The organism is Streptomyces sp. SLBN-118 (genome assembly GCF_006715635.1).
GTDB lineage: Bacteria > Actinomycetota > Actinomycetes > Streptomycetales > Streptomycetaceae > Streptomyces.
In genome coordinates this window covers 969,276-983,464 of the sequence record NZ_VFNP01000001.1, presented here as the reverse complement: position 1 = coordinate 983,464, position 14,189 = coordinate 969,276, and the positions used below count along the sequence as shown (strand labels likewise).

The following is a 14,189-nucleotide window of genomic DNA, read 5'->3' as shown; positions in this document are numbered from 1 at the left end:
CGTCAGTGCCGACGGCCCTCCGCGCGCCTGCGTACGACGAAGATCGTGCCGGTGGCCGCGATCACCACCAGCGCCGTGCCGAGGGCGAGTTCCCCGGCGTTCAGTCCGCCGATGCTGCCGCCGAGCCCTCCCCTGACACCCGCGGGCGCGGTGGACGTGGTGCTGATGGTCGGCGTGGACCGGCCGCCGGTGATGGTGAGGTTGAACGAGCCCGTGCCCTGCCCCGGGCAGTTGAACTGGACCGAGTACTGGGCGCCCGGCCTGGCGCTGAGGTCGACCGTGACCGTGGCCGAGGAACCCGGGCTGATGCTGACGGTGTTGAAGACCCCGGAAGAGGCGGTGGAGGTCGTGTTGCACCCGCTGGCGGACAGGGTGACGCGGCCGCCCGGCGAGACGGTCGAGGGGGTGACACTGAAGACGGGCGACGACGCCTGACTGTCGGCTGCCGTGGCGATGGGGGCGGTCAGAGCGAGTGAGGCCACTCCCAGCAGAGCGGCGGATGCGGCACGTTTCGCGCGCATGGTCAGTCCTCCGGGTCTCCGAGGAGCAGCTGCGGAACCTGTTTCCACAAAATGCGGGGAATGCACCTCGATGCCCGAAACGCTAGAAGCGGCTGTTATGCCCCGCGATCGCTGTAGCGCGAATGGGGTATCGGTGTCGCCCGGGCGGCGGACGGCCGGGCGTGTCGGGCGGTCGTCCGGGGCGGGGGATGAGAAAGGAGGGGCCGGTGGGCCCCGGCCCGGGGTGTACTGAGCGTCCGGGTCGTCCGTCCAGACAGGGAGCGCAAGGATGTCCGAGCTGTATCCGCCGATCGAGCCGTACGAGCAGGGGATGCTCGATGTCGGCGACGGCCACCTCGTCCACTGGGAGGTCTGCGGCAACCCCGGGGGCAAGCCCGCACTCGTCGTCCACGGCGGCCCCGGATCCGGATGTTCCACCGGCGTACGCAGCTACTTCGACCCGGACCGCTATCGCGTCGTCCTGTTCGACCAGCGAGGCTGCGGACGCAGTACACCGCACGCCGCCGACCCGTCGTCCGATCTGACCCACAACACCACCGGCCACCTCCTCGCCGACATGGAGCGCCTGCGTGAGCACCTCGGGATCGAGCGCTGGCTGCTCTTCGGCGGCTCGTGGGGTTCGACGCTGCTTCTCGCCTACGCCGAGCGGCATCCTCACAGGGTGTCCCAGATCGTCGTCAACGGCGTCACCACGACCCGTCGGTCCGAGATCGACTGGCTCTACCGCGGCGTCGGACGGTTCTTCCCCGAGGCATGGGACCGCTTCAGTTCCTTCGCCCCGGCCGCCGACGGCGAGGTCAATCCGGTGGCCGCCTACGCGCGGCTGATGGCGGACCCCGACACCGGCGTACGGGAGAGGGCCGCAGCCGAGTGGTGCCGCTGGGAGGACACCGTCCTGTCCATGGAACCGCAGGGCGCTCCCAGCCCCTATGGCGGCCGCCCGCCGGCCGCGCGGCTGGCGCTCGTACGGATCGCCTCCCACTACTTCGCCCACGGCGCCTGGCTGGACGAGGGCGCTCTGTTGCGCGACGCCGGCCGGCTGAAGGGAATTGGGGGAGTGCTCTTCCACGGTCGGCTCGATCTGAGCAGCCCCCTCGACACCGCCTGGGAACTCCAGCGCGGCTGGCCCGACGCACAGCTGGTGGTCGTCGACGACTCCGGGCACAAGGGCAGCCGGTCGATGCGAGGGCAGGTGCGCCGGGCACTGGACCGGTTCGGCTCCCCGAGTGACTGATGGAGCCTGTGGTGCAGTTGAGATCAGGCCATTTCGTTGTGTGATGAATTCCCCTGGCGGAAGGGGGATTTCGCCGATTCGCGGTCGCGACCTCGGATATTTTTCCGGACGCGTTGAACACATCCCGCCCCGCTGTCCGTACCTAGGGCCATGAACACGGCGCACCCAGGCGTCGCAACGGGTTCGATGGACAACAGGAGTGGACATGAACACCTGGCGGAACGCCTCGCTCGCGGTGACTGCGGCGGCCGTACTCGCTCTGACGACGGCGTGCGGTCAGGACAAGGGCACCGAGACTCCCAATGGCCAGGCCGTCGGAGCCGTCAATCCGGCCGCGCCCGCCGCCGGCGGCTACGGCTCCGACTACGGTTCCGATTCCGGCACCGCGGCCCAGGCGGCGGCCAAGCCCGCCGGTCAACTGGCCGTGTGGGACAGCAAGGAGCTCGGCAAGGTCGTCACCGACAGCGCGGGCTTCACGCTCTACCGCTTCGACAAGGACACCGCCAGCCCGCCGAAGTCGAATTGCGAAGGCCAGTGCGCGAAGACCTGGCCCGTCGTGGCCGCCGGCGGCGCCTCGGCCGCTCCCGGCATCGACCCCTCCCTGATCGGCGAGGTCACCCGGTCCGACGGCAGCAAGCAGCTGACCATCGGCGGCTGGGCGATGTACCGCTACGCCAAGGACACCAAGCCCGGTGACGCCAAGGGCCAGGGAGTGGGCGGCACCTGGTTCGCTTCCGCCCCCGACGGCAAGAAGGCCGCGGGCGGAGCCGGCGGCGGCGGCGGTGGCTCGGAATACGGCGACGGCGGCGAGGCAGAAGGCGGCGAGCAGGCGGATCTCGCGGGCCTGTCCGTCCGTAAGGACCCCAAGCTCGGCGAGATCATCGTCGACAAGAACGGTATGACGGTCTACCGCTTCAAGAAGGACTCCGCCTGGCCCATGAAGTCGGCCTGCACTGGAGAATGCCTCAAGAAGTGGCCGGTTGTCGCCCCTGTGGACAAGAACGACACCGAGGGAATCATCAAGAAGGGCTTCGTCACCTTCAACCGTCCCGACGGAATCAAGCAGCAGAGCATCGACTGCTGGCCGATCTACACCTTCGCGGGCGACGCCAAGCCCGGTGACACCAATGGTCAGGGCGTTGGCGGCACCTGGTACGCGGTTTCTCCCCAGGGCAAGCTGGTCGGAGCGCCCAAGTAGTCCCCACGCTGCGCCTCCGGCCCGGTCGGCCCGTCTCACGCCCCCTGCGTGATGGCGGGCCGGTCGTTATGTCAACACCCGTGCGCAGCAACCTGTGTGACCAAGAACGGACCGCTAATTTCCGTTTGGGCTCGCTCTCTCGGCGGGCGATCAGTAGCCTCGGCTCGAACACTGGCCATGAACATGGCCGAACTCCCCCGTGGCGACTTGTTGGAGACATCGATGGAGCGTCCCGCCTGGGCCCCGCAGGGCATCGACATATCGGTGCCGAGCGTGTCCCGGATTTACGACTACTACCTGGGCGGTTCGCACAATTTCGAAGTCGACCGGCAGGCCGCCCGCAAGGCGATGGAGTTCATGCCGGGCCTCCCCAAGATCATGCAGGCGAACCGGGCGTTCATGCGCCGGGCCGTGAATTACGCGGTGAGTGAGGGCGTCACCCAGTTCCTCGACATCGGCTCCGGCATTCCGACCTTCGGCAATGTCCATGAGGTGGCGCAGAAGGCCAGCGCCGAGGCCAGGGTCGTGTACGTCGACCATGATCCGGTCGCTGTCGCGCACAGCCGGGCCGTCCTGGAAGGCGACGAGCACTCGGCCGTCGTCTCCGCCGACCTGCGCAAGCCGCGGCAGATACTCGACAGCCCCGAGGTCGCCGGACTGCTCGACCTGGAGCGGCCGGTGGCGCTGCTCCTCGTCGCCGTACTGCACTTCATCGAGGACGAGGACGACCCGTACAGTGCCGTGGTCGAGCTGCGGGACGCCCTGGCGCCCGGCAGTCTGGTCGTCGTCACCCACGCCTCGTACGAAGGGATCCCGCTGTCCGAGGAGCAGGCGGGCGGCGCCGTCGGCGTCTACCGGAACATACGCAACCCGCTGATCATGCGCTCGCGTGAGCAGATCATGCGGTTCTTCGAGGGGTACGAGATGGTCGAGCCCGGTCTGGTGTCCATGCCGCAGTGGCGGCCCGACGCCCCTGCCGAGCAGGAGGACCCATATGCCTTCTCGGGCTTCGCCGGGGTGGGGCGCAAGGCGTGATGGCGCCGTCGCAGGCGGCGGGTCCCCCGGCGGACCCGGACGGCCTGGAGGACAGACTCCGCCGGTTCGCGACGATCTGGAGCCGTGCCGTGTTCCCGGTGACGGCCACGTCGCTGACCCGGCCCGAGGTCGAAGAGCATCTGCTGCCGCTGGCACGGCAGTTGAGCCAGTCGCTGCACGCGCGTCCCTTCGACCCGCAGACGGCCCAGCGGATCGGGGCGGCCCTCGTCGATGCCCACTGCACGCACCCGGAGGCGCTCAGCCGCACGCTCGGCGTCATCGACGCCTATCTGGTGCTCTACTGCGGCAGCGGTGATCCCGGGCAGTCGGCCGAGGAGAGCCGGGCCCGCTGCGCGAAGCTGCAGCACGCTCTGGCCGCCGGTTTCGCCCAGGGGTTGCGTGAGCGCACCCTGGCCGAGCAGGAGGCCATCGCCCGCTCCTCGCTGCTGGCGCGCAGCGACGCCATGCAGGCGCTGCACGCGACCGAGGCCCGCTTCCGCGCGGTGTTCGAGGGAGCCGCGATCGGCATCGGGATCGCCGACCTCGACGGCAATATCCTCGAGGTCAACGACACGCTCATGCAGATGTTCGGCGGCCTCGAACACCATGTGCGCGGCAGGAAGGTGACCGAGTGGTCCCATCCCGAGGACAGGCCCCACGTCTGGCAGCTGTACGGGGAGCTGGTACGCGGCGAACGCGACCACTACCGCGTCGAGAAGCCGTTCTTCCGCAATGACGGCACCGTGCTCTGGACCAATCTGACGGTCTCTCTGCTGCGGGACGCCGAAGGCAAGCCGCAGTACCAGCTGGCGCTCATGGAGGACACCACGGAGCGCCGGCTGCTCAATCTGCGGCTGCGCTACGAGGCCACGCACGACGCCCTGACCGGACTGCCCAACCGGACGCTCTTCTTCGAACGGCTGGAAAAGGCCCTGACCGGCGGCGAGGGCTCACGCTTCGGGCTCTGCTACCTCGATCTCGACGGATTCAAGGCGATCAACGACAGCCTCGGCCACGCGGCGGGCGACCGGCTTCTGGTGGAAGTCGCCGACCGGCTGCAGAGCTGCGCCACCGCGCAGGGCGAGATGGTGGCCCGCCTCGGCGGCGACGAGTTCGTGGCGCTGACCACCGGAGCCGATACGCAGCTCGGCGTCGACGAACTCGCGGGCCGTATCCTCGGCGCGCTCGCCTCCCCGATCCGGGTCGACGGACGGGAGTTCACCGTCCGGGGGAGCATCGGCATCGTCGAGGGCCCCGCGGGTGAGCGCACCCCTGCCGAGGTGCTGCGCAGCGCCGACATCACGATGTACCGGGCCAAGTCCGCGGGCGGCAACCGCTTCGAGCTCGCCGACCCGGAGGCGGACGCCCGCGCGATCACCCGGCACGGTCTGACCACCGCGCTGCCCGCGGCACTGGAGCGCGGTGAGTTCTTCATCGAGTACCAGCCGCTGGTGCATCTGGGCGACGGAAGCGTGCACGGCGCGGAGGCGCTCGTACGCTGGTGCCACCCGCAGCACGGAGTGCTGGGACCGGACCAGTTCATTCCGCTCGCCGAGCACACCGGACTGATCGTGCCGCTGGGGCGCTGGGTGCTCCAAGAGGCCGTACGCCAGGCCAGATACTGGCAGGAGCGCCATTCCGACGGCGGTCCGCTGCGGATCAATGTGAACCTCTCGCCTGCGCAACTGCACCACCCGGGCCTGGTCGCCGACACCGTCGACGTCCTGGAGCGCTCCGGCCTCGAACCGGGTGCGCTCTGCCTGGAGGTGACCGAGTCCGCGCTGATAGGAGCGGACGAGGACCTGCTCAAGCCGCTGCGCCAACTCGCCGAGATGGGCGTGGACATAGCGCTCGACGACTTCGGTACGGGGTACTCGAACCTGGCGAACCTGCGCAGGCTGCCGGTGAGCGTCCTCAAGCTCGACCGGTCCTTCACACAGGGAATGCAACGCCATCCGGTCGACCCCGTCGATCTGAAGATCGTCGAGGGTATCGTCTCGCTGGCCCACAGCCTGGAACTTGCGGTCACGGTCGAGGGAGTGGAGACGGGCGCGCAGGCGGCGCAGCTGCGGGAACTCGGCTGTGACACGGCGCAGGGCTGGTACTACGCGCGCCCGGGCCCGCCGGACAAGCTGCACGCGCTGTCTCTGGCGGACGCGGTCTGACGTCCGCCGGGATGCAGACCCCCTGTGCGGCCCTCGGCCGCATGGGTCAGTGCACCGCCGCCCGCGAGCCGAGCAGCACACGCTGGAGCTCGCGGGCCGCCCGCGGCGGGGCCACGTCGCTGCGGTGCGCGAGCGCGATGGTGCGCCGCAGTCCCGGCCGGGCGAGCGGGGTGACCCGCAGGTCACGGCCGGACCGGTCGGCGACCATGCTCGGTACGACCGCGATGCCGAGCCCCGCCCGCACGAAGCCGAGCACCGCGTCCATCTCGCCGCCCTCCACGGTGAAGCCCGGCTCGAATCCCTCCGCCCGGCACGCGGCGACCGTCAGCTCGCGCAGGTCGTAGCCGTGCCGGAACATCACCAGCGGCTGATCACGCAGATCGCCGATCCGCACCGGCCGCCGCGGTCCAGCCACCGATGCGGACGACACCACCACCAGGTCCTCGCGCAGCAGCTCGACCGTGGTCAGCGCCGGTGAGGCGGGCGGCAGCGGCAGCACGATCAGGGCCAGGTCGAGGGAGCCGCGCGCCAGTTCCCGTACGAGATCGTGCGAACCACTCTCCTCGATCAGGAGCTCGATGCCCGGATGCAGGTCGTGGAAGGCGCGCAGCACCTCGGGGAGCAGCCCCGTGCAGAGGCTGGGTGTCGCGCCGAGCCTGACCCGGCCCCGGCGCAGCTGCACCAGCTCCTGCACCTCGCGCCGGGCGGTGTCGGCGTCGGCGAGGATACGGCGGGCCAGCGGCAGCAGCGCCTCGCCCGCGTCCGTGAGCGCGATATTGCCGCGGGCCCGGCTGAACAGCTCGGCACCGAGCTCCTTCTCCAGCGCCCTGATCTGCTGTGAGAGCGAGGGCTGGGACACATGGACGCGCTCGGCGGCATGCGTGAAGTGCCGGGTCTCCGCGACCGCGACGAAGTAGAGAAGCTGCTGGAACTGCATGCCACCACGATAGGTCAGGGCTATGGAGATGAGCCGGATCATGTCTTGGACCTCTGGAGTATCCCGGCCCTAGCGTCCCTGGTATGGCTCTGGCAACGCGGACGGATCGAAAACCGTCGCCCCCGCGCACCTTCTGGGGATCGACGGTCGGCAAGAAGACGGTGATGGCCGTGAGCGGTCTGATCATGCTCGGCTATCTTGTCGCGCATGTGATGGGCAACCTCAAGGTCTTCTTCGGGGCGGGGGAGTTCAACGCCTACGGCCACTGGCTGCGCACCATGGGCGAACCCGTACTGCACTACGCGTGGGGACTGTGGATCGTCCGGGTCGTGCTGCTCGCGGCCGTCGTGGGCCACGCGGTCTCGGCGTACCAGCTCAGCAGGCGGGATGTCAGGGCGCGCCCCGTGCAGTACGCGCACAAGCGGCGCCGGGCCGGTTACGCCACCCGCACCATGCGCTGGGGCGGGATCATCCTGGCGCTGTTCATCGTCTGGCACCTGCTCGACCTGACGACGCTGACGGTGAACGAGAACGCCCAGCCGGGCCATCCGTACGAGAACGTCGTCGCGACCTTCTCCACCTGGTACGGCGATGTCATCTACATCGTCGCGATGCTCGCGGTGGGACTGCACGTCCGTCACGGCTTCTGGAGCGCCGCCCAGACCCTCGGTGTCGGCAACGCAACCCGCGACCGGGTACTCAAGTGTCTCGCCAATGTCCTCGCGCTGGTGCTCACCGTGGGCTTCATTTCCGTACCCGTCGCCGTCATGACCGGAGTGGTGAGCTGACATGAGCTACAGCGACTACACGACCGGTGCTCCCCTCGCCGACACCAAGGCCCCCGAAGGGCCCGTCGCCGAGCGCTGGGACCGCCGGCGCTTCGAGGCCCGGCTGGTCAACCCGGCCAACCGCCGCAAGCACACCGTCATCGTCGTCGGCACCGGCCTCGCGGGCGGCGCCGCGGGCGCGACTCTGGCCGAACAGGGCTACCACGTCGAGCAGTTCTGCTATCAGGACTCGCCGCGCCGGGCCCACTCCATCGCCGCCCAGGGCGGCATCAACGCGGCCAAGAACTACCGCAACGACGGCGACTCGATCCACCGCCTCTTCTACGACACCGTCAAGGGCGGCGACTTCCGCGCCCGCGAGTCCAACGTCCACCGGCTCGCCCAGATCTCGGTCGAGATCATCGATCAGTGCGTGGCCCAGGGCGTGCCCTTCGCCCGGGAGTACGGCGGACTGCTCGACACCCGCTCGTTCGGCGGCGTCCAGGTCTCCCGTACGTTCTACGCCCGCGGCCAGACGGGCCAGCAGCTCCTGCTGGGCGCCTACCAGGCACTCTCGCGGCAGATCGCCGCGGGCACCGTGACCCTGCACGCCCGTACCGAAATGCTCGACCTCATCGTCGTCGAGGGGCGCGCCCGCGGCATAGTCGCCCGCGATCTGGTCACCGGGGAGATCGCCGCTCACTTCGCCGACGCGGTGGTCCTGGCCTCCGGCGGCTACGGCAACGTCTTCTATCTGTCGACAAACGCGATGAACTCCAACGCCACCGCCATCTGGCGTGCCCACCGGCGCGGCGCGTACTTCGCCAACCCCTGCTTCACCCAGATCCATCCCACCTGCATCCCGCGCACCGGTGACCACCAGTCCAAACTGACCCTGATGAGCGAGTCGCTGCGCAACGACGGCCGCATCTGGGTGCCCACGGCGCACGGCGACGACCGGCCGCCGAACGAGATCCCCGAGAACGAGCGCGACTACTACCTGGAACGGATCTACCCGTCCTTCGGCAATCTCGTCCCCCGCGACATCGCCTCGCGCGCCGCGAAGAACGTCTGCGACGAGGGCCGCGGCGTCGGCCCCGGTGGGCAGGGCGTCTATCTGGACTTCGCGGACGCGATCTCGCGGATGGGCCGCAAGGCGGTGGAGGAGAAGTACGGCAACCTCTTCGACATGTACGAGCGGATCACCGCGGAGAATCCGTACGAGGTGCCGATGCGGATCTATCCCGCCGTGCACTACACGATGGGCGGGCTCTGGGTCGACTACGACCTGCAGACCACCGTCCCGGGGCTCTTCGCGATCGGCGAGGCCAATTTCTCCGACCACGGCGCGAACCGGCTCGGGGCGTCTGCGCTGATGCAGGGCCTGGCGGACGGGTACTTCGTCCTGCCGTCCACGATCAACGACTACCTTGCCCGTGCCCCGCGCACCGGGAGCGTCGACGCCTCGCACCCGGCGGTGGCCGAGGTGCTTGCCGAGACCGAGGACCGGCTGAATCTGCTGCTCGCGGTCGACGGCGACCGCACCCCCGACTCCTTCCACCGCGAACTGGGCGAACTCATGTGGGAGTTCTGCGGAATGGCGCGTACGGACGCCGGCCTGCGCAAGGCGCTCAACCGTATCCCGCAGATCCGCGAGGAGTTCTGGCGCCGTATCAAGGTGCCTGGTACAGGTGAGGAGTTCAACCAGTCGCTGGAGAAGGCCAACCGCGTCGTCGACTATCTGGAACTCGCCGAGCTGATGTGCCTCGACGCGCTGCACCGCTCCGAGTCCTGCGGCGGCCACTTCCGTGTGGAGTCCCAGACACCGGACGGCGAAGCCGCCCGCAGGGACGAGGAGTTCTCGTACGCGGCCGCCTGGGGATTCCGGAGCACCGGCCATCCGCCCGTCCTGCACAAGGAAGACCTTGTCTTCGAGTACGTCCATCCCACCCAGCGGAGCTACGCATGAAGCTCAACCTGCGCGTCTGGCGTCAGCGGAACGCCGAAGCGCCCGGCGCCATGGCCACGTACGAGGTCGACGGGATCTCCAGGGACATGTCCTTCCTGGAGATGCTCGACACTCTCAACGAGGAACTGATCCTGCGCGGGGAGGACCCCGTTGCCTTCGACCACGACTGCCGCGAGGGCATCTGCGGCGCCTGCAGTCTGGTCATCAACGGCGACGCGCACGGCCCCGAACGCACCACTGCCTGCCAGCTCCATATGCGGTCCTTTCAGGACGGTGACACCATCGACGTCGAGCCGTGGCGTGCCTCTGCCTTCCCGGTGGTCAAGGACCTGGTGGTGGACCGCAGCGCCTTCGACCGGATCATCCAGGCCGGCGGCTACATCACCGCACCCACCGGTTCGGCCCCCGAGGCCCATGCCACGCCGGTCCCCAAGCCGGAGGCCGACTTCGCCTTCGAGCACGCCGAGTGCATCGGCTGCGGCGCGTGCGTGGCGGCCTGCCCCAACGGCTCGGCGATGCTCTTCACTTCGGCGAAGATCAACCATCTCAATGTGCTGCCACAAGGTGCGCCCGAGCGCGAGACGCGCGTGCTCGACATGGTCGCGGCGATGGACGAGGAGGGCTTCGGCGGCTGCACCCTGACCGGCGAATGTGCCACGGCCTGCCCCAAGGGGATCCCGTTGCCGTCCATCGCCGCGATGAACAAGGAGTGGCTGCGGGCGAGCCGGAAGGTCCGCCGCTGAGCCCATGATTCCGGACAGCTTCCCGGTGTGAGGCCGGGCACAGTTTCTCGACGCAGGCAACAAACTCTTCACGCAACTGTCACATTCGCCGCAGAATTTTCGTCTCCGGTGGCAGCGGGGCGCGTGGACAGCAAGATCAACCTTGTTCAACGCTGCACTGTGTATCGCGACATGTCCGCATAGCAGCCAACCAATTCGCGGAGATTTCCCCGGAGTTCGGGTGAACCGGTAGGCATGGATCCGGGTCACGGGCGCCGACCACGCCCGTGACCGACCGAACCACCGAAACATCTGGGGGTATTTGCCATGCCTGAACTCACCCGCCGACGCGCCCTGGGCGCCGTCGCAGGAGCGGCCGCCGCTGTGGCCGTAGCGGGCACAGCGGCCGCTGCCGCGCGGACCGAGCGGACCGTCGTCTCCGGCCCCTCGGCCGAACCCGCCTCGTTCGACGAGGTCTTCCAGGGCCGCCGTATACAGGGCGCGCCCGCCCGGGCGGGCGGGCATCACGGAGGCGGACACCACGGGGGCGGACACGCAGGCGGACACGGGGGCGGCTTCTCCGTGCGCATCGACGGCGAAGAACTGCATGTGATGCGCAATGCCGATGGCACCTGGATCAGCGTCGTCAACCACTACGAGACGTATCCCACGCCCCGAGCGGTGGCCCGTGCCGCCGTCGCCGAACTCCAGGGCGCCGCCCTCGTCCCGCTCGTCACCGCCTGATCCAGGAGCACGCACCGTCATGACCGTACGCAAGAACCAGGCGCAGCTCACGGCCACCGAGAAGCGCCGCTTTGTCGACGCGTTGCTCGAACTCAAGCGCAATGGGCAGTACGACGCCTTCGTCACCACCCACAACGCCTTCATCATGGGCGACACCGACAACGGCGAGCGGGTCGGCCACCGCTCGCCCTCCTTCCTGCCCTGGCACCGCAGGTTCCTTCTGCAGTTCGAGCGGCAGCTCCAGGCCGTGGACCCGTCCGTTGCGCTCCCGTACTGGGACTGGACCGCCGACCGCACCGCCGCCTCCTCGCTGTGGGCGGCCGACTTCCTCGGCGGCACCGGGCGCAGCAGGGACGGCCAGGTGATGGACGGCTCGTTCGCGTTCACGTCCGGCAAGTGGCCGGTGAGCATACGCGTGGACGGGCGCGGCTTTCTGCGCCGCGACCTCGGCGCCGGGGGCCGTCAGCTGCCGACCCGGGCCGACGTGGACTCCGTCCTCGCCATGGCCACGTACGACACTCCGCCGTGGAACAGCGCGTCGGACGGCTTCCGCAATCACCTGGAAGGCTGGCGCGGCGTCAATCTGCACAACCGGGTCCATGTCTGGGTCGGCGGCCAGATGGCCACCGGAGTCTCGCCCAACGACCCGGTGTTCTGGCTGCACCACGCCTTCATCGACAAGCTCTGGGCCGAGTGGCAGGCACGCCACCCCGGCTCGACCTACCTCCCGGCCGCAGGCACACCCAATGTCGTCGATCTGCGCGAGACCATGCGCCCCTGGAACGACGTGACCCCGGCCGACATGCTGGACCACACCCGCCACTACACCTTCGACACGGCGGCATAGGAATCACCGCGCAGCAACGGGTCGCGGGGACTGTGCACAGGGCCGGGCGTCAGCCCCGCGATCCGGGCGAGCTTCCGGAACGCCGGTCATTGCGCTCACCCAGGGTCCGAACGTCAGCGCCGCGCGGGGATTGCCTAGGCTGTCCGGCGTGACGCGAAACAGCAGGCCACTGGCCATATTCGACCTGGACGGAACGCTCGCCGACTCGGGGCACCGCCAGCGCTTCCTTCAGCGCAGGCCGCGCGACTGGGACGCCTTCTTCGCGGCGGCGCCGAAGGACCCGCCGCTGGCGATGGGCGTCGACCTGTGTCTGCGCGCGGCCGAGGACTGCGAGGTCCAGTACCTCACGGGCAGGCCGGAGCGGTGCCGCAGGGACACCCTGGTCTGGCTGGCCGAGCAGGGGCTGCCCGAGGGCACGGTGTTCATGCGGCGCAACGACGACCGCCGGCCCGCCCGCACGACCAAGCTGGAAATCCTGCGGAGGCTGGCGCACGACCGCGAGATCCGGATGCTGGTGGATGACGACGCAGGGGTGTGCGACGAGGCGGAACGGGCCGGCTTTGCGGTCGTACGGGCCCGATGGGCGGGCGGAGCGACCGAAGTGATGAAGGCGGCGCAGGGGCGCGAGGGCCGCACCTGAGGGTCCGTACGGGAGAGCCCTCAGGCACCGAAGGTGGGTACGGCGAGAGCGTCAGCTGCTCTCCTCAAGCCGAAAGCCGACCTTGAGCCCGACCTGCCAGTGCTGGATCTGCCCGTCCACGATCTGGCCGCGGACCTCGGTCATCTCGAACCAGTCGAGGCCCCGGAGGGTCTGGGACGCCCGGTTGATGCCGTTGTGGATGGCCTGGTCGATGCCGTCGGGCGAGGTGCCGACGATCTCGGTGACCCGGTAGGTGTGGTTCGTCATGTGTGTCGCACTCCTCTCGATGCGTTCACTCCACGGTGCCCCACCAGGGGGCGGCGCGCGAGGTGAGACACGTCGAATTTCGGGGCTCGGGGTGTGCTGGGAAGGGGCGGCCGGACCTCCCTGGAGGTGATGCATCGTCAGGTGAAAACGCAATCGCTGCGGCTGAAACATCCCCTCGGCGTGTTGTGCAGTCCAACGAGTGATAATCCGGCTTTCGTCACTCGAAGGGCCCAGGGTGGCCATCGAATGCGGTTGTGTCGGCTGGTGCTGAGCCGCAATCGGGCTGACGGTGGATCATGTCGCAACGCGATCCCATGAGCCGACGAAGTGTCAGCCTTCGCAGCGCGGCGAAAGGAAAGTGCCCCATGCGCTCTGCCCGCACACTGTTCGCCTCGGCCGCCGTTACGGCGGTCCTCGCTCTCACCGCGCCCGTTGCGAACGCCATCACGATGGACGAGGACCACGGGCAAGACAGCTCCTCCACGCAGCAGTCCGGTCGTCAGGAGTCCGGTCGTCAGGAGTCTGGCCGTCAGGAGTCCGGTCGCCAGGAGTCTGGCCGTCAGGAGTCCGGTCGCCAGGAGTCTGGCCGTCAGGAGTCCGGTCGCCAGGAGTCCGGTCGTCAGGAGAGCTCCAGCACGGAGGACTCCACCGCGTCCGACCCGTCGTCGAAGAAGGAGTCCTGGAAGAAGGGGGACTCTGCGACGAGTTCGGAGTCGGCGACCACTGAGGAGTCCGCGACGAAGGAAGAGTCCTGGAAGAAGGACAAGCCCTGGGGCGGCGTCCACACCGGTGGTGGCGCCCTGTCCGCGATCGTCGAGGACTGGGGCCAGGACAGCGGCTCCTCCTCGGAGAGCGGCGGCGGATGGAAGAAGGAGAAGCCGGCGGGCGGCGTCCACGCCGGTGGCGGCGGCCTGGCCGATTCGGGCGGCGGCCTGGCCGCGGGCTCGCTCCTGCTCCTCGGCGGTATCGGCTTCGGTGCCTACACTCTGCGCCGTCGCAACGCGTCGAGCGGCGCGGTCGCTTGATAGCCCGGACCACCAGTCGTCACATTCCGCCGCGGCCGCCGTCCTTCCGGACGGTGGCCGCGGTGGCTGGTTCTCCTCGCAGCCCTGCGCTGCTGTCCGATCGCGACCCACAGGCCCG

Annotated in this window: 14 protein-coding genes; 11 read left to right on the top strand and 3 right to left on the bottom strand. The window is 69.1% G+C overall.

Features of this window, described 5'->3' with window-relative positions; translation table 11 throughout:
• Positions 1 to 2: 2 nt before the first annotated feature.
• Entirely contained in the window at positions 3 to 521 is a 519-nt protein-coding gene (locus FBY35_RS04580; RefSeq protein ID WP_142212551.1) for a hypothetical protein, read from the bottom strand.
• Between the two features lie 268 nt (positions 522 to 789).
• Between FBY35_RS04580 and pip the strand changes: the two genes are divergently transcribed.
• From pip to FBY35_RS04560, 4 genes are all read left to right on the top strand, one after another.
• The gene (gene pip, locus FBY35_RS04575; protein ID WP_142212550.1) at positions 790 to 1,755 is read left to right on the top strand and encodes a prolyl aminopeptidase; all 966 of its coding nucleotides are present in this window, start codon (positions 790 to 792) and stop codon (positions 1,753 to 1,755) included.
• A 205-nt stretch (positions 1,756 to 1,960) separates the two neighbouring features.
• Positions 1,961 to 2,953, top strand: coding sequence for an SCO0930 family lipoprotein (locus FBY35_RS04570; RefSeq protein ID WP_142212549.1), 993 nt, complete (start codon positions 1,961 to 1,963; stop codon positions 2,951 to 2,953).
• Between the two features lie 222 nt (positions 2,954 to 3,175).
• The gene (locus FBY35_RS04565) at positions 3,176 to 3,988 is read left to right on the top strand and encodes an SAM-dependent methyltransferase (protein WP_142214897.1); all 813 of its coding nucleotides are present in this window, start codon (positions 3,176 to 3,178) and stop codon (positions 3,986 to 3,988) included.
• A complete protein-coding gene (locus tag FBY35_RS04560; RefSeq protein ID WP_186356855.1) occupies positions 3,988 to 6,153 on the top strand; it encodes a bifunctional diguanylate cyclase/phosphodiesterase in 2,166 nt (721 codons plus the stop codon). Before FBY35_RS04565 ends, FBY35_RS04560 begins: the two co-directional genes overlap by 1 nt.
• A gap of 46 nt (positions 6,154 to 6,199) precedes the next feature.
• Here the strand turns inward: FBY35_RS04560 and FBY35_RS04555 are convergent, their stop codons facing one another.
• Entirely contained in the window at positions 6,200 to 7,090 is an 891-nt protein-coding gene (locus FBY35_RS04555; protein ID WP_142214896.1) for a LysR family transcriptional regulator, read from the bottom strand.
• An 83-nt stretch (positions 7,091 to 7,173) separates the two neighbouring features.
• Between FBY35_RS04555 and FBY35_RS04550 the strand changes: the two genes are divergently transcribed.
• From FBY35_RS04550 to FBY35_RS04525, 6 genes are all read left to right on the top strand, one after another.
• Entirely contained in the window at positions 7,174 to 7,878 is a 705-nt protein-coding gene (locus FBY35_RS04550) for a succinate dehydrogenase (RefSeq protein WP_142212547.1), read from the top strand.
• 1 nt (position 7,879) lies between these two features.
• On the top strand, positions 7,880 to 9,826 hold the full coding sequence (locus FBY35_RS04545; protein WP_142212546.1) for a fumarate reductase/succinate dehydrogenase flavoprotein subunit: 1,947 nt from the start codon (positions 7,880 to 7,882) through the stop codon (positions 9,824 to 9,826).
• Positions 9,823 to 10,569, top strand: coding sequence for a succinate dehydrogenase/fumarate reductase iron-sulfur subunit (locus FBY35_RS04540; protein WP_142212545.1), 747 nt, complete (start codon positions 9,823 to 9,825; stop codon positions 10,567 to 10,569). Before FBY35_RS04545 ends, FBY35_RS04540 begins: the two co-directional genes overlap by 4 nt.
• A gap of 306 nt (positions 10,570 to 10,875) precedes the next feature.
• Complete coding sequence (locus tag FBY35_RS04535) at positions 10,876 to 11,292, top strand: apotyrosinase chaperone MelC1 (protein WP_142212544.1); 417 nt, start codon at positions 10,876 to 10,878, stop codon at positions 11,290 to 11,292.
• A gap of 19 nt (positions 11,293 to 11,311) precedes the next feature.
• Positions 11,312 to 12,139 (top strand): tyrosinase MelC2, encoded by an 828-nt coding sequence (locus tag FBY35_RS04530; protein WP_142212543.1) that lies wholly within the window; start codon positions 11,312 to 11,314, stop codon positions 12,137 to 12,139.
• A gap of 148 nt (positions 12,140 to 12,287) precedes the next feature.
• Positions 12,288 to 12,779 carry a hypothetical protein gene (locus tag FBY35_RS04525; protein ID WP_142212542.1) on the top strand — a complete coding sequence of 164 codons (492 nt, stop codon included), beginning with the start codon at positions 12,288 to 12,290 and terminating at the stop codon, positions 12,777 to 12,779.
• A gap of 51 nt (positions 12,780 to 12,830) precedes the next feature.
• On the opposite strand, the gene FBY35_RS04520 is transcribed toward FBY35_RS04525, so the two are convergent.
• A complete protein-coding gene (locus tag FBY35_RS04520) occupies positions 12,831 to 13,046 on the bottom strand; it encodes a dodecin (protein ID WP_142212541.1) in 216 nt (71 codons plus the stop codon).
• 365 nt (positions 13,047 to 13,411) lie between these two features.
• On the opposite strand from FBY35_RS04520, the gene FBY35_RS04515 reads away from it, so the two are divergent.
• A complete protein-coding gene (locus FBY35_RS04515; protein ID WP_142212540.1) occupies positions 13,412 to 14,071 on the top strand; it encodes a hypothetical protein in 660 nt (219 codons plus the stop codon).
• Positions 14,072 to 14,189: the final 118 nt, after the last annotated feature.

Coding starts and splice junctions, on each gene's coding strand:
- FBY35_RS04550 (WP_142212547.1), top strand. CDS start 7,174: ATGGCTCTGGCAACGCGGACGGATCGAAAACCGTCGCCCCCGCGCACC.
- pip (WP_142212550.1), top strand. CDS start 790: ATGTCCGAGCTGTATCCGCCGATCGAGCCGTACGAGCAGGGGATGCTC.
- FBY35_RS04570 (WP_142212549.1), top strand. CDS start 1,961: ATGAACACCTGGCGGAACGCCTCGCTCGCGGTGACTGCGGCGGCCGTA.
- FBY35_RS04530 (WP_142212543.1), top strand. CDS start 11,312: ATGACCGTACGCAAGAACCAGGCGCAGCTCACGGCCACCGAGAAGCGC.
- FBY35_RS04515 (WP_142212540.1), top strand. CDS start 13,412: ATGCGCTCTGCCCGCACACTGTTCGCCTCGGCCGCCGTTACGGCGGTC.
- FBY35_RS04540 (WP_142212545.1), top strand. CDS start 9,823: ATGAAGCTCAACCTGCGCGTCTGGCGTCAGCGGAACGCCGAAGCGCCC.
- FBY35_RS04555 (WP_142214896.1), bottom strand. CDS start 7,090: ATGCAGTTCCAGCAGCTTCTCTACTTCGTCGCGGTCGCGGAGACCCGG.
- FBY35_RS04520 (WP_142212541.1), bottom strand. CDS start 13,046: ATGACGAACCACACCTACCGGGTCACCGAGATCGTCGGCACCTCGCCC.
- FBY35_RS04565 (WP_142214897.1), top strand. CDS start 3,176: ATGGAGCGTCCCGCCTGGGCCCCGCAGGGCATCGACATATCGGTGCCG.
- FBY35_RS04560 (WP_186356855.1), top strand. CDS start 3,988: ATGGCGCCGTCGCAGGCGGCGGGTCCCCCGGCGGACCCGGACGGCCTG.
- FBY35_RS04580 (WP_142212551.1), bottom strand. CDS start 521: ATGCGCGCGAAACGTGCCGCATCCGCCGCTCTGCTGGGAGTGGCCTCA.
- FBY35_RS04535 (WP_142212544.1), top strand. CDS start 10,876: ATGCCTGAACTCACCCGCCGACGCGCCCTGGGCGCCGTCGCAGGAGCG.
- FBY35_RS04545 (WP_142212546.1), top strand. CDS start 7,880: ATGAGCTACAGCGACTACACGACCGGTGCTCCCCTCGCCGACACCAAG.